Raw genomic sequence first — 19,424 nt, 5'->3', positions numbered from 1 at the left:
AGTTTGCCAGCCTACAGGAGAACCGTACAGTTACGACCCTCAATTGACAGGACTGTCCGCTGGTGAACCCGAACGAACAGGGGCGTCCGGGTTCGAAGAAGGGTATGAGACAGTTCGTCGTCTGCGGCCACGACGCGCCGACGACCCCCGACTTCCCGCTCGACGACCTCCCCGGCGCCGCCGGGCGACTCGACCTGCTGTGCCGCTGCGTGAACGCCGGCCTGTTCCTCTCGCACGGCATCCGCGAGGACGCCCGCGTCCACCTCGTGCTCGGCGACGAGTACACGGTCCGGTTCGACGGCGAAACAGCCCGCGGACTCCACCCCGACGAGCGCTCCACCGCGGCGCGGGTCCGCGAGGCGCTCGAACAGCGCGAGGACGCCATCGGCCACATGCCGGCCGACGTCAGCCCCGGCGTCGAACTGTACCGAATGGGGCTCGCCGACACGCTCGACGCGCTCTCCGGAACCGTGGTCCAGCTGCACGAGGACGGCGCCGCCGTCGCCGACGCCGACCCGCCGACGGACCCGGTGTTCGTGCTCTCGGACCACAGCGACTTCACCGACGCCGAGGCGGACCTGCTCGCGGACGCCGCCGACCGCCGCGTCCGGCTCGGCCCCGACGCCATCCACGCCGACCACGCCATCTCGGTCGCGCACAACTACCTCGACACCGACGGCTACACCGACTACGGCGGCCCGACGAACTGACCGCGGCGGCGACCCGTCCGGCCGTGCTCCGCGGACCCCGCGCCGCGAGTCCGTGACCGGCTCGCCGGTGAACTATCGACTTCTCGCCGCTGAACCGCGAAATCCACAGAAACCCGGGAGCGACCTGAACGGAAGACGAAACCGAGAAAATTCGAGGCGGTGTCGGGTCGAGGTCGTCGCACGTCGGCGGCGCGGCCGCGGCCGGCCCGGCGTCAGGCGCGTGCCGTCGAAGCGATGCGGCCGCGTGGCCGGCGGCTCGGCCGGCTTATTCGAGGTCGAACCGGTCGAGCTGCATCACTTTGCTCCACGTGTCGACGAAGTCCTCGACGAGCTTCTCCTCGCCGTCCTCGGCCGCGTAGACGTCGGCGTGGGCGCGGAGGCGAGCGTTCGAGCTGAAGATGAGGTCGAAGCGGGTGGCTTCCCACTCCTGCTCGCCGCTGTCGCGGTCGTAGCCCTCGAAGACCTCCTCGTCCTCGTCGACCGGCTCCCACTCGTACTCCATGTCGAGCAGGTTCACGAAGAAGTCGTTCGTGAGCGTCCCCGGCTGGTCGGTGAGGACGCCGCGGTCGGTGTCCTGGTAGGTCGCGCCGAGCGCGCGCATCCCGCCGACGAGCGCGGTCAGCTCCGTCACCGAGAGGTTCAGGAGCTCCGCCTTGTCGACCAGGCGCTCCTCGAGGGAGTCGTAGAGGTCGTCGAAGTCGCCGTCGCCGAGGTAGTTGCGGAAGCCGTCGGTCTTCGGTTCGAGCACCTCGAACGACTCGACGTCGGTCTGCTCCTGCGTGGCGTCCGTGCGGCCCGGTTCGAACGGCACCTCGACGTCGTAGCCGGCGTCGGCCGCCGCCTGCTCGACGGCCGCGTTGCCGCCGAGCACGACGAGGTCCGCGATGGAGACGCGGACGTCGTCCTCACGCGAACTGTTGAAGTCGTCCTGGATCTCCTCGTAGGTCTCGAGGATGGACGCGAGTTCCACGGGCTCGTTGACGTCCCAGCTCTGCTGTGGCTGGAGGCGGATGCGGGCGCCGTTCGCGCCGCCGCGCTTGTCGCTGTCGCGGTACGTCGACGCCGACGCCCACGCGGTCTTTACGAGCTGGGAGCGAGTGAGCTCCGAGTCGAGGATCGTCTCTTTGAGCTCGTCGACCTCCTCGTCGCCGATGATCTCGTAGTCAGCGTCCGGAATCGGGTCCTGCCAGACGAACGTCTCGTCGGGGACCTCCGGGCCGAGCAGGCGCTCGGGCGGACCCATGTCGCGGTGGATGAGCTTGTACCAGGCTTTCGCGAACGCCGCCTGGAACTCGTCGGGGTTCTCCTGGAAGCGCTCCAGGATCTCCCGGTAGTCGTCGTCGCGCTTGAGGGCGACGTCCGTCGTCAGCATCATCGGCTCCTCGGACTCGTCGAAGTCCTGGGCGTCCGGGGCCTTCTCGATGGTCTCGCGGTCCTCCTCGCTGGCGGGCCGCCACTGCCAGGCGCCGCCGGGGCCTTTGTGCGGCTCCCACTCGTAGTCGAGCAGGTTGTCGAGGTAGCCGGTGTCCCACATCGTCGGCGTTGCGTTCCACGGTCCCTCTATTCCGCTCGTGATCATTCCGGCCTTCTCGAACTCGTGATCCCAGCCGAGGCCCTGCTCCTCGATCGGTGCGGCCTCGGGTTCGGGGCCGACTTCCGTCTCGTCGTCCGCGCCGTGGACCTTCCCGAAGGTGTGGCCGCCGGCGATGAGCGCGACGGTCTCCTCGTCGTCCATCGCCATTCTGTCGAACTCCTCGCGGATGTTCGCCGCGGAGCCCTCGACGTCGGGTTCGCCGTACGGGCCCTCGGGGTTCACGTAGATGAGGCCCATCACGGTGTTCGCGAGCGGGTCCTTGAGGTTGCCCACCTCGCCGTCCTCGAAGCGCTCGGGCGAAGTCGTCTCCCACTCGGTCTCGGGGCCCCACTCGGTGGCCTCGTTGGACTTGTACTCGTCCACGCGGCCGCCGGCGAAGCCGAACGTCTCGAAGCCCATCGACTCCAGCGCGACGTTCCCGGCGAGGACGATGAGGTCGCCCCACGAGAGCTTCCGGCCGTACTTGTGCTTGACCGGCTGGAGCAGGCGGCGGGCCTTGTCGAGGTTGACGTTGTCCGGCCAGCTACTCTCCGGCGGGAGGCGCTGCAGGCCGCCGGACGCGCCGGCGCGGCCGTCGCTGGTGCGGTACGTCCCGGCGCTGTGCCACGCCATCCGGATGAAGAACGGGCCGTAGTGGCCGTAGTCGGCCGGCCACCAGTCCTTCGAGTCCGTCATGACGTCCTCGATGTCGGATTTCACCTCGTCGAGGTCGAGCTTCTGGAACTCCTCGGCGTAGTCGAAGTCCTCGCCGTACGGGTCGAGTTCCGCGGCGTTGTCGTCGAGGATGTCGACGTCCAGCAGGTCCGGCCACCAGTCGGCGGTCCCTCGCGCCATTACCGGGCACCTCCCGAGCCGCCGTCGCTCGCGCCGGTGGACGATACCGCGTCCACCGCGTCCGTCACCGTTCCGTCGTTGGATTCGTCGGCTTGCATTCTGTGACTCCCTGTTTCGTTTTGGCGGACCAAATATCATAAAGGTGCCGATGCAGTTGTGGATTCCGCCCCTTTCATTCCCAGGTAGAAACTCTTTGTTTGTCTTTCGGCAGAATATCTTTTCCTTCTCTCGTGTTCGGTTGTTGGAGCCGACACCGCTCGGACCGCCGTCAGGATTTTCGCCCGATACCGACTCCGCAATCTGCACGCCTCAGTAGCCCCCGGAGGATGTCGGTTCAGCCCGAAGGCGGCCGAATCAGTTCGCGCGCCGCTCGTGAAGAATCTTTATCAGGAGTGACGTTGAATCCCGGACGAAATGTCCCCGACAGTTGACATCGGCGACGCGCTGACCTCCGGCGTCGAACGGCTCGCGACCCGCGGCGGCGCGATACTCGCCGTGCTGTACGTAGCGTACCAGCTCGTGTTCCAGGTGTTCTACCAGTCCGCAGTGGTAGAAGTGTACAGGCGGTACCTCCCCGCGGACGTCGTAGAGCAGTCAGCCGAGTCGCTCCCGTTCGCCCTGGACATCCCGCTCGTCGTCTCCATCGTCGTCGTCCTGCTGGCCATGGTTGGCGGCGTCGCGCTCTCGCTCGTCGCCCTCCGCGCGCTCCACGAGGACATCAACCAGTTCCCGACCGCGACGCACACCCGCCGGCTCGCAGCAGCGACCGGCGTCGGCATCGTCGTCAACATCCTCACTTTCATCGCCGTCTTCGTCGGGCTGATCTTCCTCTTCGTCCCGGGGCTGTACATCGCCATCAGCCTCATGTTCGCGCTGCCGTTCGTCGCCCTCGAAGACGCCGGCATCACCGACTCGCTCAGCCGGAGCTGGGAGCTCGCCACCGGCCACCGCTGGCGGCTGTTCTTCCTCGGCATCATCCTCGCCGTCATCGGCTTCGTCATCGGGCTCGTCCCCGGCATCCTCTCCGTCCTCGCGCCGGCCGTCGGACAGGCGCTCAGCAGCGTCATCTCGGGCGTCACGACGGTGTTCTCGCTCGCCGTCCTCGTCACGGTCTACGAGCAGCTCACCGGCGGCAACGCCGCGACCGCCGACGAGCCCGGAACCGACGCTCCCGGCGCGCTCGGCCCCGACGACCTCGACGCCTGAACCCCCTTTCGGAAGCGTTAAAGGAACGGCTGACCTTCGAACAGGTGCGGGCCGGTGGGGTAGCTTGGTATCCTTCGGCCTTCGGGTGGCCGTAACCGCGATTCAAATTCGCGCCGGCCCACTAACTATCCCAGCCATTTTGGAGTCGAGGAAAATCGCCATATAGCTTGGGGTTCACCGGGTCTCAGTACCGCCAGACGAGTTACAGCACACTAACGCTCCCGGCCACACACCGCGCCGTCACGCGGTTTTCTAGAGCCGAAATTCGCGCTGCGCGTCCGAACAGCTACCACGCTTCTCGCGCCGCGCGCCGCTGACTGGAGAGGCGTCGACGCGCCTCGGAAGTGACCTGGGGCGCCTCCGCGCGCGGAGAAACCTACAGGAAGTATGATAAAGATGTGGAAAATCAGGTCTTCGAGTTACCTGAAGGCATTTACATAATGAAAGTATATTGGGTACTAGATGGTACCGAACGCCTCGCACGGCGAACTTATCTATCTCCCTATCTTCAGGGATGGCCGGAACGAGCGGGAGGTAATGGAGGAGTTCTCAGGTCTGAATCGGTTCGGGGAACTCCGGGAGGGGAAACTCCTCTATCCCCTCCTTGAGCTTACGGACACCGAGGACTTGCAGAACCTCAATACGTACCGACAGGCAGGCGATAAGTTGTTGATCGAACTCCCGGAATACCTCGCCGAACAGGAAAACCACGCCCTCAAGGAGGAAATCGACGCCCTTCTGGAACGCTACGGCGGACAGAACGAGTTCTACCGGGAACATGCTGACGAGATCGACGTTCCCGTGATCTCTGGCCGACCGAACGACGAACTCCTCGACTCCTACGACCAAGCAAAAGAGCGATTCGATGAGGTCGCAGTCCGACTTCTCCTTTCGAAGGGCGGTGAGAACGGAGAACTCGCGGGGGCAAACGAACTCGGTCTCGAAATCGATTCATCCGATTTCGTCATTCTCGACCTCCTCGATACGGCTAATCTGGAGGAAGGTGGGTACAGCTACCTTGACGCACTCTCGGACATCTTTGCGGAGAACCGTGCTGTCGTAGCAAATGCGCTGAACGTGTACGAGGGCGAAGCGTACAACTGGGGCCCGGAGATTGCTGGTGAGTATGGTTTTGACGGTTTCGGTGACTTCGCTGTCGGGGGGCGATACCCACCGATTATTCCGAGCCTCCACGAAGCACAGAAGAAATACCGCCAGTACGGTGTCAGTGATTTCGAAATCAGGGAGTTCGAGGGTGAGACGTACGAGGAGGCCGTACAAGAGCTTGAAGCGTGGGGGCGGTGGCGCCAGAATCACTGTCCCTTCTGTCAGCAACTCGGCTCGCGCGAGCGTGAATGTACCTCACATATGGCGAAGCAGGCTCGCGTGGGCCACTACATCCACTCCGTCTTCGAGAATGACCTCGAGTGGCTGACTGAACAGCGGACATAACTCCTATTGTGAGCCATCCGAGTCATCATCAATCATATCTCCAAATACACTATCTATCTTATTCATAACATATTTCGATTCTTCCTCGGGACTCATTTCCTCGTCGTCATAACGACTTCTATAAATTCCAGAAGAGTTCAGTTTCTCTATCTGCTCGATATCAATATGTCGTTCGATTCGCCACGCAGATGACGGCTCGAAGGATTCACGCCGTAATCCTCAATTCCGACGCTTCCCCTCGATTTCCATAGATACCGGAAAACGATGAAAGGCTAGCGTTTATACCGCTGACAGACTTACTTTTTGATACGATAGGGATGTTAGCAATCGACATTGAGACAGTGCCGGCCGATCCTGATGCAGACGGTACTGATCCCGACTTTCTCGATAGCCTGGAGTTTAGGCTCTTGGGGGTCGGCCTCGGTGTCCGGTCACGCGAAACGGACGGCCGCGAGGTCGAAGTGCTCTTCCGCGAAGACATCGATCCGCACTCGGAAGTCCGCCTCCTCAAGCGTATCTGCGACTGGATTCAACAGTACGACGACGTCGATACCATCATCACGTTCAACGGGACGAGCTTCGACTTCCGGCATCTCCTCGGTCGCGCTGAAATCCTCGCGCAAGAAACCAACGCCGAGCAGCTACCCGCGACAGTCGCCAAGTCCTTGTCGCTGCCGTCGCATCGTGACCTCTTTCACGAGTACCAGCGCCGGCACAGTTCGTGGGCTTCGCTCGAAGACGCGCTCGACGAGTACGGACTCAACGTGCCAGACCCGGTCTACTGGGACGACGAGAAAGTCACGAACGCGCGGATCCCTCAACTCGGCACCGACTACCTCTGTGGCCGAGCCGGCCTATCCTCCGACGTCCCGGTTGACGCGCTCGAGGAAACCCTCCGAGAGTACACACGACGAGATGTCGAGCCCCTGTTCGACCTCGCCGGCGAGATGGAGATCGGACGGCTACAACGAAGGTGGCAACAGAAGGCGCTCAGCGGCGCCGACTGGTAACAGCTCGGATCCCAATAATCTCTGAACGTCGAAAAACCTCGAGGAGCGGTGATGGCCAGTCCGGCCGTTTCCTCGCCTCGAAACCCAACTACACGCACTCTCACCACCGGACAATGATTGAGCTCATCGATCACGCCGGCGTCATCATCGTGCACACGGTCGATCGCGCCGGCCGGGAAGCATGGTACACAGCGAAGCGACATCCAGCTCCACCCAATGGTGGCCGAGTTGAGGACATCCTCATCGACGTCGACGGGACGATGTCGAGGTATACGAAAGACTGCCTCCGGGAGCGCGGTATCGGCGTCGTCGGCCCGCGAGCCGCCCGGCCACAGCGATATGCGCCAGAATACCAGAACCAGGCGACAGCTGACGGGTAAGGTGACTGGCGAGGCGAGCACGCGCGCCCTGTGTTCCGACGGGTCGCGACCTCGGTGCGACCGTAGCGCCGAAGGGACACTCCGAGTGCCATCGTTTCACTCGGCGTGACGCTATTACTCTGAGGTAGCGGACATAGCGAAGTCGGTAAAGGAAAGAGGACGAAACAATATCGCAGTCATTTACGATAGCTGGGGAGCACGGGGTGCAGATATCATATTTTGAAGGTCCCCGTCCTCAGGCAACCTGTGTCCGGAGTACTCGCGCTTCAGCTTTACGTAGGTGTTCAGCGATTGTACTCGGCGCACTGTCCAATTCGACGGCAATGTCTTCCTGACTGGCAGTCCGCGGAATGTCGTAGTATCCCAAGTCCACTGCCGTTTCGACGACTTCGCGCTGGCGATCGGTAAGAAGGGTCTCGACAGCAGCAGTCGTTCCGGGGAGACCGCCCACCGCTTCGATAGTCACGTCAACCGGGACGGAGATGCGTTCAATCGCATCCTGTAGCTCGTCATCAGGACCGAATATCGAGAGCACCACGGTCCCATCAGGGTCGTATTTGATCGGGGGAACGACGACCAGGCCGCCAGAGGTTATTGGCTTGAACATTTCTTGAAGTGAGTCGGTTGTCGCGTCCCGGACGTACACGTAACAGGACCGCTCGTCGATTCGTTCAATGTCGTATCCGACGACCTCAGGGATCTCTTGCATCGCGCTCTCGAGCGCGTCGGCGTCGCCCACGACGTAATGGAGGATTCCCAGTGCGTCACCAGTGTAGTTCCACTGGATTGCCGTCGCTCGCTCGATGAACGGTGCTTCGGTCATCACGCCGTACATCGGGTGGATATCACCCGCCTGTCCATGGGCCGTGATCCGTACCCGAATGTGTTTCATAACCGATGGTACGCGATTTATGTCTTAAACCTACCGAGCCCACTCGGCAGTAACCACTCGGCTCGACGGGACGAATTACCTCCTATGGTTCGAACACTAGTGACCGGTGCAACAGGGACGCTCGGGATGGCACTCCGGTCGCGGCTCAGAGCCGCGGGTCATACTGTCCGGGCGGCGAGTCGTTCGCCTCCCGACGAGACCGACGGTGACCTCGACTGGGTGGAGTTCGACGTAACCGAGGACACTGGTATCGAGACAGCGCTCGAAAGCGTCGAGGTCGTCATTCACGCTGCGACAGCCCCGCAGGGCGACACAGCGGCGGTTGACGTCCAGGGTACAAAACGCCTGCTCGAAGCAGCCGAGGAGGCCGACGTGGAGCATTTCCTCTACCCGTCTATCGTCGGGATCGACGACATCCCTTTCTCTTACTACAATCACAAGCGTACCGCCGAGACGGCAGTCGAGGAAAGTGATGTCCCGGCGACGATCGTCCGTGCGACGCAGTTCCATTCGTTCGTCGCGGAGATGCTCGGCTATGTGGCGAAACTTCCGGTGTGGCCGCTGCCGACAAACATGCAGATTCAGCCCATTGCTGCCGGCGAGGTCGCAGATGTTATCGTGGATCACACGACGCTGTCAGCGAGCGGTCGAGTCGGTCCCATCGGTGGTCCGGAAATTCACTCAGTAGGCGAGCTCGCACGGGCATACCGCGATGCGCGTAGCCTCTGCCGTCCTGTCATCAGGTTTCCCATCCCCGACAAGACTGTGAGAGCGTTTCGAGCTGGTCACGCAACCTGTCCAGATCACTTGGTGGGGACAGTTACGTGGGCCGAGTGGCTCGCCGAACGGCACGCGAACGGAGTCGGCGGAACCGACTCTCGCGCGCAGTCACCAATGTAATCGCCGATGGTACGACAGACACTCCCTCTCGTCGCGGTGGCTGGCCATCTGGTGCTGACAGCGTTACACGGACTGGTTCACGTAGCAATTCCGATCCTCCCGACTGGATGGATAGCGGCCTTCGCCGCGGTCTCGTTATACGGTCTCCCTCTCGTGGGTGCAGCGCTCATTGTGACTGGTCACCACCGGGTCGGAGCAATAGGTTTATTCGGTGCTGGCGTCGCCAGTTTTGTTTTCGAAGGGGCGTTCCACTTCCTGATCAGCAATCCCGACCATATTGCATATGTCGCAGATCATCACGCGTTGTTCAGCTTGACAGCAATTCTGACAACCGTCGGCAATCTCCTCTTGGTTGGAGCAGCCTGGTTTTCAGTCCAGGATACGGGGCAACCTGAGAACGGAATCAGTCCCCTCTCAAGCACAGAGTAGTCGAGGAGAGAGGCGTTGCGCATTCTCGGAAAGAGTGGGTATCGTGCGCTTCTCCTCTGTCAGGCCTATTTCGTTGATCTCAGTTTGAATGGTCAGTCACGCAGACATCCAACCCTTGGACTTCGACTGGACGGACGTCTGGGGCGTCAACTACCGCTTGGCCCTTGTCGAAGGTGACAATCTGGTCTTCGTAGTCAGCCGGAATGCGGATACGCTCGACAACCTCAGGTTGGAGACCGAGGTAGATGCGCGTGTTCGTCTGTTTGAGGATTTCGTCGTCGATATCCTGCGGATTCTGCGTGACCATGTACAGACCGAACTTGTCTTTCCGACCGCGTTTCGCTGCTTGGCGGAAGTTCTGGACGAGGTATTGCTCGCGGGGGCGGTTCGTACTGGAGAGGTACTCGTGGGCCTCGTCGACGCAGAGGAGCAGCGGCGTTCCTTTGATTTGAGGATGATCGACGCCAGTGTCGATTTTGTTCTCGACGATGTGCGTCATCAGCGCTAACAGAACCAACTGTTCCGTTTCGCCGCGAAGGTGGCCAGTCGGAACCACGGTCACTTGCCCGCGGTTGAATATGTCGTTCGTATAATCTTCAAGGCTGGTCGTTCCGTGGTCGAAAACCCGGTCGTAGATCGGGCCAGTCACCCGGCGTTCGACTGCGGAGAGGATGTTGTCGTTCTGAACGAACTGGTCTCCGTGCTGGTAGAACCAGGATTTGAAGTCCTCGTATGTTGGTTCATCGTCACCATCCTCGTCGAATTTGTCGAAGTAGGCGTTCAGGATGTCCCGGAGCGCGTTGAACGTCGGATCTTCAGCTCGTGACGAGAGCAGGAGTTGTGGGCGATCTTCGACGATGGAGAAGGGAATACTGAAGGTTCGAATATTGTCGAGTGTCGGCTGACTGTTCGACGTGACTGGAGCAAACACCTGAAGGTCATCGCCGAGGCCACCAACGGCGATGTCTTTATTCTCGAGTTCTTCGATTTTCTCTTGCGACAGCTCCGGGTTGTCATCGCGCATTTCGACGTACTCGTTTTCGGGGTCGATCACGAACAGGTTCAAATACCGGCTGCGGACGTCATCTTCGATACCGAACTTTTCCTGTTCTTCCGGCGGGATCTCGATTGGGTACTGTTTCGAGACGGCGCATTGGCGGAGGATGTTCTTTGAGAAGTGGGTTTTCCCTTTGCCAGTACTCCCTGCCACGAGGAGATGACGGAAGATAGCGGGCTCTCCTTCATCTTCGGTCCCATCGGTTACGTTTGGATTCGACAGCAGGTACGTTAGAGGCTCGTCGTCATTCGGGATGAGGTCGCCGCTGACGGCCATGTCGCCGATGTAGATGCCGTCACTGGGGATATTGAGGCCGATTCGGAGGACTTCTTCGTCCTCGATCAGATGGACATCTTCCCCGGGTTTCGGCGGTCGATCGACGGTCTGTCTGGTTAGAGCATCTTCGAGGCGATCGTGTTCGACGATGGCGATCGGGTCGAGATGGGAGACGTAGGCGAGGTTCTGCTCGCCGAAGTCACTGTAGCCGCCACCATCCACCCAGTCATTGATTTCGGTGATTGGCCGGTATTCGAGGCGGTCGATCGCGGCGAGCAGGACTTCGTCTTCATTCGGCGCAGTTGTCGCGTCAGGATACGGGATGCAGACGTAGTTGCCGACGCGGAGCCCATCGCGTTCGCGCTGGTCGATATACGCGACGATCTGCATCTCGCTCCGCCCGACGAACAACTGGGAGTCTTTGAGCGCAACGTGTCCGAGACTTTCGTCGACGAGAACAGGGTCTGCCATCGCTTCGTCTCCGGGTTCATCCTCGGTACTGTCTTGGTCACCGTACTTTGCTGCCATATCGTCTGTTGAATCAGTCATCGTGAATCACTCCTGGTCGTTCAGGTCGTTATAGCCGCGGAGCTGGTTGTAGGTGCGAACCGATGTCGCGTGTTGGAGTTCCCGCCGGAGCCGCTGTCGGTTCTCCCGGCTAATTGTGGCGGCTTCATCCGCGGCTTCGATCGCAAAGGGAATACTTCGAGTCGCGGCGATTTCAGCAAGGACTTTCCGTTGAAGTCGCTCGCGGTCGGTTTCGTCTCGAACCATCATCAGCGGGGCTTCGACGCGGACGACGGTGTTTTGAAGCGGGATGCGAGCGTAGAAGAACGCCGTCTGGTATTCGGCGGCATCGCCGCGACGAAATTCGACGCCGTCGAGACCTTCCAAGGGGACGAACGCGCTGTCCGCTTGCGCGGGCGTCATCTGACGTTGGACGAGCCACGTCGTGTAGCTGATGACGGCGCCGTCGTCACCGTACCAGTCGTCGGGATTGTACAGGGCTTCGCTGAAGAACAGGTTATCGTTCCCCCAGCGTAGCGGCGTGTCTACCTCGTCTGGCGCTTTTGCCTCAATCGCGGAGACGACCTGGGTGCTGGTCGGAGATTTGACGACCCCGGCGACGGGGAGGTCGGCTTGGTCCTGGCCTTCGACGACCCGGAGGTAGTTAGTGACGATGTCGTCGATCATGTCCGGCCAGAAGTCCAGCGGTGTCTCTCTGGAGTCCGGGGTTTGTGCGAACATCGTCCAGAGCAGTACCCGACTCGGGTACAGCGGGCCGTCGATGAACAGGGGCCCGTTGATGTCGTCTAGGTGGCGGCGGGCGTGCCGTCCCTCCGCGTACGTTCGTGCAATCCCGGTCACCCAGTCGGCGAGGTCACGCTGGCGAGACGAGATGGTTGGGAACCGGAACACGTCGGCGTCAACGTTGTCGTACTCCGGGCGAAGGTCATCGATATCGAACTCCTCATTGTCGAAGTAGACGACGGTTGTCAGGGTGCTTTCCTTGGCGAGGTCAGCGCGATCTGTCTGGCCACCGATCCCGAGTTTGGCGTTGGCAGCCCCGAGGAGGAGGCCATTGCTGAATTGGAGCGGCTGCGTGGTGCTCGCGTCAACGCCGTAGGTCACCGGCCACGGGTCATCCCAATCTTGGACGTCGTCAACGAGCTCGTGGTTGATCGCTGGCTGTTCAAGCGTTTCAATGTCACCGCCGGGGCGGGCAACGTATTCGAACAGCTCAGTAGCGGGGCGGTCCTCTTCGTCAGCAGCGTCGTCAACACGGCCGTCGATGGAGCTGAAGACATCCCGGAGCGCTCCGAGTGTATTTGGATCAGTCATCGTCCCCGGCGACGCCTCCTGTTCCTGGCCCCCCATGCGTCGGTGTGACCGTACTCGCATCCTCAGCGGGGTCTTTCTCGACGTGGAGCGCGGCGTCGGCGTTCTGGATGAGGCGGTCGTTGTGGCTCACGACGAGAATCTGCGGGACGTTCCATTCGGAGATTGCTTGGATGACGGAGTGGAGCTCGTCGACGTGGTCGTCGTCGAGGAAGCTCGTCGGTTCATCGAGGATGAACGGTGGGAGACGGTCACCTCCGGAGCTGTCGCGCTTAGCCACAAGGCGGTAGACGCCGGCACGCAGCGCGAGGTTGACGACCGTGCTCTCGCCCCCGCTCGTGACTTCGGGCTTCATGTGGGCGCCATCGCTGGTCACGAGGCTGATTGTGTAATCTTGGTCGATGTGAACGCCGGCGTAGCTCTGGTTCTGGTACAGGTCGTTGAAGACCTCGTTCGTGTAGGCGTTCAGCAGTTCGACGTTCTCCTTGCGTAGCTGGGTTTTGACGTCCTCATAGCCCGCGATGATGTCGTTGATATCCTCCACGACGGTGTCGCCCCACTCTTTCTGCTCGGTGAGGGTCTCGACGCGCTCCTCCTGCTGTTCAACCGTGTTGAGCGCCGCCTTCTTGTCCGCGCGTTCCTGCACGAGCCGTTCGTGTTCCTCTTCCGCGGCTTCCTTCTCCTCGACCGCGGTTTCCCGGTAGCCTTCGTACTCGTCAATCTTCGCCTCCAACTCTTCGACATCGATATCCGCGAGCTCGTCGTCTATCTCGTCGATCTCGTCTTCGAGGTCGTCGATGTCCTCGAGAAGCGCGCGCCGCATTTCGCGGGCGTGTTCGATAGTCTGCTCGTACTGGTCGATGTCTCCCGCGAGATCATCGATTGCCTCGTATTTCTCGCAGGCTTCCTCGACGGGCTCTTTGACGTCCTCAAGTTCGTCGATCCGATTCTCGACAGCCTCCAGGTCGTCCTCGAGCTCTTCGACGCGGTCCTGCGCGTCTGCTAGTTCTTCTTGGGCCGCTTCGAATTCCTCTTCAGCCTCCTCTATCGCTGCCTCCTGGTCTTCGAGCTCGCCTTCCAAGCGCTCGATTTCCTCTTGGACATCCTCTAAGTCACTCTCCAGGTCCTGAACGGTTTCCTGCTTTGCCAGCGCGTCGTTGACATCCTCTCGGAGGTCTGAGAGGGTGTCCCGCTGCTCACTCAGCCGCTCGCGTTCCTCGTGTAAGTCCTCGATGTCCGCCTGTGTGTCAGCGAGCGCTTGATCGACGCTTCGGCCGTCGGCTGTGTGGCCGCCCTCATGTTCAGCGCCACAAACCGGGCAGACACCATCGTCGCCGAGGTCGCTCAGTTGTTCTTCTTTCGTCTGGAGGCGCCCAATCTTGTTCCCGAGTTCTTCGCGCTCGTCGGCCAACTCGTCACGGGCGTCTGGAATTTCGTCGTCACGAAGCGTTTCCAACGCGGCATCCTCCGGGACTGGGAGGTCCGCGGCTCGCGCTCGAACCTCGTCAACCGCGGCTTCAGCTTCGGAGTCGGCCTCTGCAAGCTCCACCTCCAACCGTTCTTCTTCCTCGCGCTCTGCTTCCAGATTCTCTTCGAGTCGTTCGTATTCGCGCTCGGCTTCTTCCAAGTCCTCCGCGCGCTCGTCTTTCTCACCCTCCAGTCGTTCGACTTCCTGCTTCGCGTTCCGGAGGTCGGCAGTGATACCTGCTTTTTCCTCCTGCTCGTCGCTCAGCTCTGCTTCGATATCGTCGAGTGCCGCTTCGGCGGCCTCACCCGAGGACAAGTCGTACGCATCAACAGAGTCATCGAGTTCTGAGATCCGCTCGCGCGCCTCCGACTGCTTCCGTTCGGCCGCCTCTTTGTTCTCCTTCGCTCCTTCCAGGTCCTCACCGTGGGACTCGTATTCCCCGCGTTTCTCTTCCAACTCGGCTGCCAGCTCCTCGCGGTCGCCCTTCAGGTCGTCAACCGTCTCGAGTTGCTCGCGCCAGCCCTCTAACTGCTCATCGATATCCTCAATGTCGTCGTCGTACTCTTCGATCTCGGCTGCCTTCTCGTCGATTTGCTCGCTCAGGTCAGCAATCTCCGCTTGGAGGGTGTCTTTCTCCGGGGGGTCGTCGAGCTGGTCACGTGCCTCGGCAAGGCGGTTCTTCGCCTCGTCCCGCGTGTTTTTCGCCTCCCTGCGCGCCTTCACTGCGCGGTCGATCAAATCATCGACGCGACTCAGGCCAAGGAGGCCATCAAGAATCCCTTTCCGGGTGTCTTCGTCAGCGTGAACGAGACGCGCAATATCCCCCTGCTGGACGTAGACGCTGCTGACGAACGATGACGCGTCCATCCCGAGCAGATCCTGGCTAACTGTGTTCTCGACCTTTCGAACACCGGACACCGGTTCGGTTAGTGCGTCCGACCGGAGTTCGCAGGAGTCCGTGCTACCGTCAGCATCGATGACCCACTCGACAGTGTAGTCCCGTCCACCGGCTTCGAATGTGAGTTCGATGCGGCCTGGCTCTTCGTCGTGGCGCACGAAGTCAGCGAGATTGAAATCCGCGCCAATCTCGTGCTTGCCGCTCTGGGGGAAGAGCGCGCCGAATACACTCCGGAATATCGTCGATTTCCCGGCGCCGTTCTTCCCGTAGATGAGCGTCTCGCCGTCCCCGAAGTCGATCGTTTCGTGCGTGTAACTCTGGATGTTCTCGATGGTGAGTTCGCGCAGAAGCATTACGCATCACCCGCCGTTTGCTGGTCCTCCTCGATGTCGTCGAACCGCGCTTCACGCTCCTCTTCGAGGATCTCCTCGACGTCGTTCCGGATGTGCGAATCCTTGGTCGCGTCCGTTGCCCGAACGACCTCCTCGATGCGTGAACTCGTTGGTTGGATGTCTAACTCGCTGATCGTCTCGTCGATGAGTGACTGGATATCCGCGACATCCGTTTCCCCACCTTCGAAGTCGAGATCGACGCTCGCGCGGCGTTTGTCTTGAACGTGGACGACGCCTGCACCCCGGGAGGCAACCAGCTCGTAGACATCGCGCTGGGAAACCGTCGTGTCATCCCCGTGTAGTTCGACGACCACGAGCTGTTCGTCGAGGGTCTCATCGGGGCCGAGTGCTTCCTCAAGGCGCTGCTCGACGAATCCGAGCCCGTCTTGTTCGCCGAATTGCACCGGGACTTGGAGGAAGTCACGTGGTGCTTCGCCCGCCGGAGTGTCGAGTGTGCGTCGACGGATTTCGAGGTCACCGGCTTCGGCCTCGAGCAGCAGGACGCCTCGAGGCGCTGATTCCTTGGTGGAACAGCGCTCAGTCGAACCGGGATAGAACGCCTGCACGCCGTCCACCGTTTCCTCTGTGTAGCCGTGGTAGTCGCCGAGCGCAATCGCCGTCGGAGTGATATTCAGCTGGTCGATGACCTCCTGGAGTTCGTAGTTCGCCTGCTGCGGCGGGACGAGTTCCTCGAAGAGGTGGTGCATACAGACGATAGTCACGTCCGCCGAGGCCGGAGGGTCCTCCAGGTCGAATTCGTAGGTATTCCAGGATGGCGCTCGGATGGCGTCGATACCGTAGAGGGCGACATCGTCGTTCATTAGGGTTGGTGTTTCGTCGAGATGGTGGACGAGGTCGAATCGATCGATGAGGTCGAGCCACTGCTCGTCTAATTTGCGTTCGTGATTTCCGACGATTCCGTAGAAGGGGATGCCGGCGTCGTTCAGTTTGGCGAGCGTGTCGAGACACCGGTTCACATCTGGGACGCCTGGCTGTGGGTCGTCGAATAAGTCGCCGGTGTGGATGACAGCGTCTACTTGTTCGTCGATGGCGAGGTCGATTGCTGCGTCGAAGGCGTCAGCGAAGTCCTCACGACGGGTGTCATCGCCGTATTGGCGTTTCCCGAGGTGAGTGTCGCTAACATGGAGGATACGAGTCATGAATCTTGGTTGGAATAACAAGTAGAAGGGTCATAATGTTGGCTCTATCGGGGTGAAAGTAGTTAGTATCGTCAGTTAGCTTCATATCCGATTTGTAAGCCTAGTCCGAAATCCGGTGGAAGACGCCTACGGAGTGATACCGAGCCACTCCTGGAACCGATCAGGGTTCCGATAGCGGTTGAACGCCCGCGGGGCAAAGCGCAGATGTTGTCTTTCCTCTAATACTGGCATCTGGCTATCATCCGTCAAACGGTGACATATGGAAATTCAAATGCGGAAAACTACGCTGATGAACGCCGTTCCCAGTGAAGTCCCTGTCCAGCTACGTGGTCATGCTACCTGAGAACTGCTAGTAGTTCACCACGCTGAGAAAGTAGATACGAACCGGGTATCTGTCAGGAACTGCGTGCGAGATGTAGGGAGTGTATTCATCACAAGAAGTATACTGACAAACGAGACAGACAGAAGATATACACAATGCTTTAACTTATCGAAAGTCAGTCAGATCATTCTCGTTGAGTTCCCACATCGTAATCTCAGCATTTCGGATCTTCGCGGATCGGGCGTGCTCGTCACTCGTAAGGTCCGTCCAATCAAGCAGCCCGGGAAAAATAAGCGGGATCGAATACGTCGAAATATCACTCCAATTCGGCTCATCGCCAGTGAACTCCTCGGCGACGAGTTCCGCAGTTCCTTGTGCAGAGTGTTCTCCCCGGTAGTTCGGTTCGACGCCGAGTCCGAGTTTATACGGATACGCGACCCAGTGCCAGCGCTGGCCAGCCCCGTGGTGGACCGCAGGTGTCCAAGTGTACACGCCCCCAGGCTCCAATTGCTTCGTATCCAGCGGATGATCCGTCTCCAGATCGCGCCACATCTCGACGGTCCACTCACCGCTCTCCCAGACGCCGCTGCCCCGCCAGTCAGCAGCGCTCCCGAATGGTTCCTGAAGCGGACGACGGGGAATCATCGCCCCCTCCCACTCCGCTACCTCTGGGTCGAACGTGACGGCGTCCTCCAACTCTAGCGCGTATGTGCCTGTTTGCTGGTCCGGGAAGTTTCCCTTCTGGATCTCGTGATAGTCAAGTGCCCCGCCAGTGACGACCTCGGGATCCCACATAAGCTCGGGTCCATCGTCCGGGTCCCAGTCCTGTGTCGTGTAGGTATTCTGCCCCTGATCACTATGTCGGTAGTCGAGAACGTGATGGTCGGTTCCGTATCCTTTCGGGTTGCTGCGGTGGGCCCGCCACATTGGGAGGTCCAGGAACACGCCGTCTCGCTTGAGCTGATCAAGCTCGTGTTGCGATCTGATCTCCCGCCAGTCGTTCTCCCACCACTCACCCTCGCACGCTTGCGGGATGTACTTTCGAATGTCAGTCTTATCGAGCCCCGCCGAGCCGAAATGGTCGTGGGCCTGTACTTCGGATTCCGGTACTTCGCTGGGCATCGACCGCATCCCGGTGTGGACGGTCAACCAGCCGCCGAATTCCTCGAAACCCGTGACTGACCCGTCGTCGAGGAGGAAGCTCACCCGATCCTCGTAGAACCCAGTGTGGTCTGGGTTATCGCCCTCTGCTACCCACGGCGATGGGTTCGCAAATCGCGTCCACTCGCCATCACGGTACACGAGCATGTCGTGGATCCAGCCGCCGGGGTTCGGCTGCTCCCATCGAAAGCGGAAGTAGATCCGGTCCGAGTTGAACGCAATCTGCGTCCGAAGCTGCTTCACGTTCTCCGCGGGCCGCCACTCCCCGTTCATCCCGAATCGCTCCGTCGCCGTTCGACGATGGCTTCCATGTTGGTGAGTGCGGCCTTCGCCTCTTGCCGATTCGCCGCCAGTTCCGTCGTGATTTCATCGGACAGCTCCAGTTCGGTCGCCAACAGCAATAGCCGGTCGAGGACCGTGATCTCGAACCGTTCGTTCAGCATCCCGGTACTCAGAACGTCCAGGTCTCGAAGCGGTGCTGCTGCATCCGTCGAGACGATCTCGTCTTTCTCGGCGAGGATCCCCTCCATGACCGGACTGCCCGCTGCCTCCGGTTCTTCGCCAAGCTCCTCGAAGATCCCCTCGATCCGGTGGATCTGTTCGACGGTGTCCGATTCGTGATCGGTAAACAGCGCCTCAACCTCGTCGCTGACGGCGGCCTCTGCGAGGTCGGCATGGAGGTCGAGAATTTCGAGTTCTGCGTGATAGAGCTTCCGTAGCTCCCGTTCGAACATGTCGGCGCGAGTTGTCGTCGTCATGAGTTAGTCCTCACTAGTGGCGATGGACGCATTCGGTGTTGTCGAGTCTACTCGATGCGAGGGGCCGGGGGTTCGGAGTCTACCGTTACTCATCGTCGAACACCTGTCTGCGGACGTGTTCCTGTACGTCCTGGATATCCACGTGTTCGCTTTCGAGGAGTGCCCGAAGTTCCCGGGGCGACAGCTCTTCTCCTGCTTTCAGGTCCTCCAGAAGCGACGCTTGGGGAAGGTCTACAGCGTCGATGTCGAGTTCGACGTTCTCGACGAGGATTCCGTCTTTCTGCCCCGCCCGATCGAGTGCTTCGGTGAGTACCCACTCTGCGACGGGTTCTGAACTGCCATCGGCACCCATCAGCGAGGTGATTCCCGTGTTGTACAGGAGGAACGCGAGCGCGTCACGGATTCCGTGCGTCAACTCTCGGTCGTCAGTAAGCGATTTCTGCTTCGTCCCGGGCGTCCCGAACAACTTCTCCCGTTCGTCGGCTTCCAGATGTTCGAAGAGAATGGTGAAATCGAGCAGCGAATTGTAGACCCGGTCCCGGATATCTCGGCGGCGCTGGTAGCGCTGTTGTTTGGCGTGTTCCCCTTCATAGTGCTTCTCACCTGTCAGCCACCGTCGGTCTTCGGTCGTGAGCATCGCATTCTTCCGGTCGGTCATAGCTTGATTTGTACGCCTTGACCGCGAG

At 60.5% G+C, this 19,424-nt stretch carries 16 protein-coding genes and 1 tRNA gene; 8 read left to right on the top strand and 9 right to left on the bottom strand.

Features of this window, described 5'->3' with window-relative positions; translation table 11 throughout:
- Positions 1-104 precede the first annotated feature (104 nt).
- Positions 105-710 (top strand): tRNA (pseudouridine(54)-N(1))-methyltransferase TrmY, encoded by a 606-nt coding sequence (gene trmY, locus ACQUST_RS02080; RefSeq protein ID WP_435124326.1) that lies wholly within the window; start codon positions 105-107, stop codon positions 708-710.
- 265 nt (positions 711-975) lie between these two features.
- Here the strand turns inward: trmY and katG are convergent, their stop codons facing one another.
- Positions 976-3,138: a catalase/peroxidase HPI gene (gene katG, locus ACQUST_RS02075; protein WP_435124324.1), complete on the bottom strand. Its 2,163-nt coding sequence runs from the start codon at positions 3,136-3,138 to the stop codon at positions 976-978.
- A 414-nt stretch (positions 3,139-3,552) separates the two neighbouring features.
- Here katG and ACQUST_RS02070 point away from each other — a divergent pair, with 414 nt between their 5' ends.
- The 5 genes from ACQUST_RS02070 to ACQUST_RS02050 all read left to right on the top strand — a co-directional run bounded on the left by ACQUST_RS02070 (position 3,553) and on the right by ACQUST_RS02050 (position 7,186).
- Positions 3,553-4,344, top strand: a complete 792-nt coding sequence (locus ACQUST_RS02070) for a glycerophosphoryl diester phosphodiesterase membrane domain-containing protein (RefSeq protein ID WP_435124322.1) — start codon at positions 3,553-3,555, stop codon at positions 4,342-4,344.
- A 48-nt stretch (positions 4,345-4,392) separates the two neighbouring features.
- Positions 4,393-4,465: transfer RNA gene (locus ACQUST_RS02065), tRNA-Pro, on the top strand.
- Positions 4,466-4,806: 341 nt separating this feature from the next.
- Entirely contained in the window at positions 4,807-5,796 is a 990-nt protein-coding gene (locus tag ACQUST_RS02060) for a hypothetical protein (RefSeq protein ID WP_435124320.1), read from the top strand.
- Between the two features lie 317 nt (positions 5,797-6,113).
- Positions 6,114-6,806 carry a 3'-5' exonuclease gene (locus ACQUST_RS02055; RefSeq protein WP_435124318.1) on the top strand — a complete coding sequence of 231 codons (693 nt, stop codon included), beginning with the start codon at positions 6,114-6,116 and terminating at the stop codon, positions 6,804-6,806.
- Positions 6,807-6,919: 113 nt separating this feature from the next.
- Positions 6,920-7,186 (top strand): hypothetical protein, encoded by a 267-nt coding sequence (locus ACQUST_RS02050; protein WP_435124316.1) that lies wholly within the window; start codon positions 6,920-6,922, stop codon positions 7,184-7,186.
- 235 nt (positions 7,187-7,421) lie between these two features.
- Here the strand turns inward: ACQUST_RS02050 and ACQUST_RS02045 are convergent, their stop codons facing one another.
- Positions 7,422-8,078: a helix-turn-helix domain-containing protein gene (locus ACQUST_RS02045; protein ID WP_435124314.1), complete on the bottom strand. Its 657-nt coding sequence runs from the start codon at positions 8,076-8,078 to the stop codon at positions 7,422-7,424.
- An 84-nt stretch (positions 8,079-8,162) separates the two neighbouring features.
- On the opposite strand from ACQUST_RS02045, the gene ACQUST_RS02040 reads away from it, so the two are divergent.
- The gene (locus ACQUST_RS02040; RefSeq protein ID WP_435124312.1) at positions 8,163-8,978 is read left to right on the top strand and encodes an SDR family oxidoreductase; all 816 of its coding nucleotides are present in this window, start codon (positions 8,163-8,165) and stop codon (positions 8,976-8,978) included.
- Positions 8,979-8,984: 6 nt separating this feature from the next.
- A complete protein-coding gene (locus tag ACQUST_RS02035; protein WP_435124310.1) occupies positions 8,985-9,407 on the top strand; it encodes a hypothetical protein in 423 nt (140 codons plus the stop codon).
- Between the two features lie 79 nt (positions 9,408-9,486).
- Here the strand turns inward: ACQUST_RS02035 and ACQUST_RS02030 are convergent, their stop codons facing one another.
- The 7 genes from ACQUST_RS02030 to ACQUST_RS02000 all read right to left on the bottom strand — a co-directional run bounded on the left by ACQUST_RS02030 (position 9,487) and on the right by ACQUST_RS02000 (position 19,396).
- On the bottom strand, positions 9,487-11,289 hold the full coding sequence (locus tag ACQUST_RS02030; protein WP_435124308.1) for an ATP-binding protein: 1,803 nt from the start codon (positions 11,287-11,289) through the stop codon (positions 9,487-9,489).
- Between the two features lie 6 nt (positions 11,290-11,295).
- On the bottom strand, positions 11,296-12,582 hold the full coding sequence (locus ACQUST_RS02025; protein WP_435124306.1) for a DNA double-strand break repair nuclease NurA: 1,287 nt from the start codon (positions 12,580-12,582) through the stop codon (positions 11,296-11,298).
- On the bottom strand, positions 12,575-15,298 hold the full coding sequence (locus tag ACQUST_RS02020; RefSeq protein WP_435124304.1) for an AAA family ATPase: 2,724 nt from the start codon (positions 15,296-15,298) through the stop codon (positions 12,575-12,577). Before ACQUST_RS02020 ends, ACQUST_RS02025 begins: the two co-directional genes overlap by 8 nt.
- On the bottom strand, positions 15,298-16,497 hold the full coding sequence (locus ACQUST_RS02015; RefSeq protein ID WP_435124302.1) for a metallophosphoesterase: 1,200 nt from the start codon (positions 16,495-16,497) through the stop codon (positions 15,298-15,300). Before ACQUST_RS02015 ends, ACQUST_RS02020 begins: the two co-directional genes overlap by 1 nt.
- A 487-nt stretch (positions 16,498-16,984) precedes the next feature.
- Positions 16,985-18,253, bottom strand: a complete 1,269-nt coding sequence (locus ACQUST_RS02010; RefSeq protein WP_435124301.1) for an ethylbenzene dehydrogenase-related protein — start codon at positions 18,251-18,253, stop codon at positions 16,985-16,987.
- Positions 18,250-18,738: a DUF892 family protein gene (locus ACQUST_RS02005; RefSeq protein WP_435124299.1), complete on the bottom strand. Its 489-nt coding sequence runs from the start codon at positions 18,736-18,738 to the stop codon at positions 18,250-18,252. The genes ACQUST_RS02010 and ACQUST_RS02005 overlap by 4 nt, the downstream gene beginning before the upstream one ends.
- An 85-nt stretch (positions 18,739-18,823) precedes the next feature.
- Positions 18,824-19,396 carry a hypothetical protein gene (locus ACQUST_RS02000; RefSeq protein WP_435124297.1) on the bottom strand — a complete coding sequence of 191 codons (573 nt, stop codon included), beginning with the start codon at positions 19,394-19,396 and terminating at the stop codon, positions 18,824-18,826.
- Between the last annotated feature and the right edge of the window lie 28 nt (positions 19,397-19,424).

Origin of the sequence: Halobaculum sp. D14 (genome assembly GCF_051195135.1) — an archaeon.
GTDB lineage: Archaea > Halobacteriota > Halobacteria > Halobacteriales > Haloferacaceae > JBNTKA01.
Note: the sequence above shows the minus strand (reverse complement) of the source record. Positions and strands in the feature narration are given on the sequence as shown.

Bases quoted from the DNA above. Each gene is read 5' to 3' on its own strand.
- trmY (WP_435124326.1), top strand. From the start codon at position 105: ATGAGACAGTTCGTCGTCTGCGGCCACGACGCGCCGACGACCCCCGAC.
- katG (WP_435124324.1), bottom strand. From the start codon at position 3,138: ATGGCGCGAGGGACCGCCGACTGGTGGCCGGACCTGCTGGACGTCGAC.
- ACQUST_RS02070 (WP_435124322.1), top strand. From the start codon at position 3,553: ATGTCCCCGACAGTTGACATCGGCGACGCGCTGACCTCCGGCGTCGAA.
- ACQUST_RS02060 (WP_435124320.1), top strand. From the start codon at position 4,807: ATGGTACCGAACGCCTCGCACGGCGAACTTATCTATCTCCCTATCTTC.
- ACQUST_RS02055 (WP_435124318.1), top strand. From the start codon at position 6,114: ATGTTAGCAATCGACATTGAGACAGTGCCGGCCGATCCTGATGCAGAC.
- ACQUST_RS02050 (WP_435124316.1), top strand. From the start codon at position 6,920: ATGATTGAGCTCATCGATCACGCCGGCGTCATCATCGTGCACACGGTC.
- ACQUST_RS02045 (WP_435124314.1), bottom strand. From the start codon at position 8,078: ATGAAACACATTCGGGTACGGATCACGGCCCATGGACAGGCGGGTGAT.
- ACQUST_RS02040 (WP_435124312.1), top strand. From the start codon at position 8,163: ATGGTTCGAACACTAGTGACCGGTGCAACAGGGACGCTCGGGATGGCA.
- ACQUST_RS02035 (WP_435124310.1), top strand. From the start codon at position 8,985: ATGGTACGACAGACACTCCCTCTCGTCGCGGTGGCTGGCCATCTGGTG.
- ACQUST_RS02030 (WP_435124308.1), bottom strand. From the start codon at position 11,289: ATGACTGATTCAACAGACGATATGGCAGCAAAGTACGGTGACCAAGAC.
- ACQUST_RS02025 (WP_435124306.1), bottom strand. From the start codon at position 12,582: ATGACTGATCCAAATACACTCGGAGCGCTCCGGGATGTCTTCAGCTCC.
- ACQUST_RS02020 (WP_435124304.1), bottom strand. From the start codon at position 15,298: ATGCTTCTGCGCGAACTCACCATCGAGAACATCCAGAGTTACACGCAC.
- ACQUST_RS02015 (WP_435124302.1), bottom strand. From the start codon at position 16,497: ATGACTCGTATCCTCCATGTTAGCGACACTCACCTCGGGAAACGCCAA.
- ACQUST_RS02010 (WP_435124301.1), bottom strand. From the start codon at position 18,253: ATGAACGGGGAGTGGCGGCCCGCGGAGAACGTGAAGCAGCTTCGGACG.
- ACQUST_RS02005 (WP_435124299.1), bottom strand. From the start codon at position 18,738: ATGACGACGACAACTCGCGCCGACATGTTCGAACGGGAGCTACGGAAG.
- ACQUST_RS02000 (WP_435124297.1), bottom strand. From the start codon at position 19,396: ATGACCGACCGGAAGAATGCGATGCTCACGACCGAAGACCGACGGTGG.